Origin of the sequence: Corynebacterium sp. HMSC076G08, assembly GCF_001811515.1 — a bacterium.
GTDB lineage: Bacteria > Actinomycetota > Actinomycetes > Mycobacteriales > Mycobacteriaceae > Corynebacterium > Corynebacterium hiratae.
Genome location: NZ_KV805029.1, coordinates 1 through 1,454, shown reverse-complemented (window position 1 = coordinate 1,454; position 1,454 = coordinate 1). Strand labels below are relative to the sequence as shown.

1 protein-coding gene and 1 pseudogene are annotated in these 1,454 nt (G+C 55.4%); both read right to left on the bottom strand.

The features are described 5' to 3' along the window. Window positions 1-33: 33 nt before the first annotated feature. Window positions 34-348 (bottom strand): annotated as a pseudogene (locus HMPREF2806_RS04365) (ATP-binding protein); the annotation flags it as partial. A gap of 22 nt (window positions 349-370) precedes the next feature. Beyond that, window positions 371-1,454, bottom strand: a 1,084-nt coding sequence (locus tag HMPREF2806_RS04360; protein ID WP_070516440.1) for a Mu transposase domain-containing protein, incomplete at its 5' end; no start/stop codon positions are given.

Here is a 1,454-nt window from a genome sequence, read left to right as displayed (position 1 = left end):
CCACTACGTGTCCACGATTTGCGGGCAACCCCAGTTGGTCGGGTTTTCCCGCCAGTTAGTTGCTGCGATTCGTTTCAGCTGACGCATGTTGATACCGCGTTGTTCTGCCCGGGTAATTTCAGCAAGGCTTGCATCCGGGTATCGGAATTTAGCCTGGGTTATAGCCTTGGCAATGTTGCGTTGTTGGCGTTGTGTGTAGGCTTCTTCGACTGCGGCGAGGAAGATGTCTTCTGGTAGCGCATCCGCATAGGCTTCGTCGTTGACAACCTCGTAGAAGATGTCAGCGAAGGTTGATACGCGAAGCTTGCGCATTTTCGCCCGCACAATCTCGTCGTCGATACTGCTCATGGTTTCGCACTCCTTATTCCTTCTAGTTTTCGTAGTGATCAGCAGGCCGGATAAAGACCGCATCGGCCACCTCACCGGTAAGCGGGGTACTTGGGCGTGGTTGACGCTTAGCCACAGGCTGTGTTTTTAGCCCTGGTGACCCGGGATGTTGTTGGGCGTGGGCAATGTCAGTCTGGATGCGTTTGATCACAGCCATCGTTGGGGCCAGCTTCTTGTCTAAGACCTGCTGGCAGGCAGGTTCCAGGGTGGCTTTGTTGTGCTTTTTGCCCAGGTTGGCCAGCACGTTGCGTGCCTGGATGAGTCCGCGGGGTACGGCGGCACTATTGCGGTCGAGGATCATCGCTATGACTGCGTGCGTTGCTGCCCCAAACGACGAGGCCCAGGCCAAAAGCTCATCACGGGTAAGCGCCTTGTGGCCTTCATCATCGCCACTCGGCCCATGCTGAGGGTTGGTGGAATACCGGTATTTAAATCCATAAAGGCGCGTGTGTTCAGCAACAAGCTGCTCCCCGCTGAAGATACTCACCAGTTGCGGGGTGAGCCTGACTGTTACCGATTCTCCTACCAGCTGAAATGCCACAGAGTAGTACTGGTAGTCACAGGTGATGTGCCAATTACGATCGACTTTAAGCCGCTTATAAGACACTTCCGTAAACGGCGTCGGCGGCAGATCGCGCATCATTGGTGCTTCTTCTTGCTCAAAGCGCATGCGCCGTGTTGAGCCATCAGGCCGCGTCATTGCGCTGTTGATATCGGCAAGACGGCAAGCGATCGCCTCATTGAGTTCATCAAGGCTATAGAAGACCTCGTCGCTGAAGTACCCGAGTATTTTGGTGTAGGCGATTTTCACGGCACGTTCTACTGCCGCTTTGTCGCGTGGCCTGCCGGGCCGAGTCGGCACGATCGTGACCCCGTAATAGTCGGCAAACGCTGCGTAGCGGTCAGTGACCATCCGGTAGCCTGAATGCTTCCTCGGCCGATAAGTCGCCGTAGAAGCATTATCTGGCACGATGACTGCTGGTAATTTGCCAAGATAGTTCAACGCTTTGACGTGGCACTCAATCCACGCCGGCAACAAGCTGGTGCGGGACGGAGTAGCGCACGGT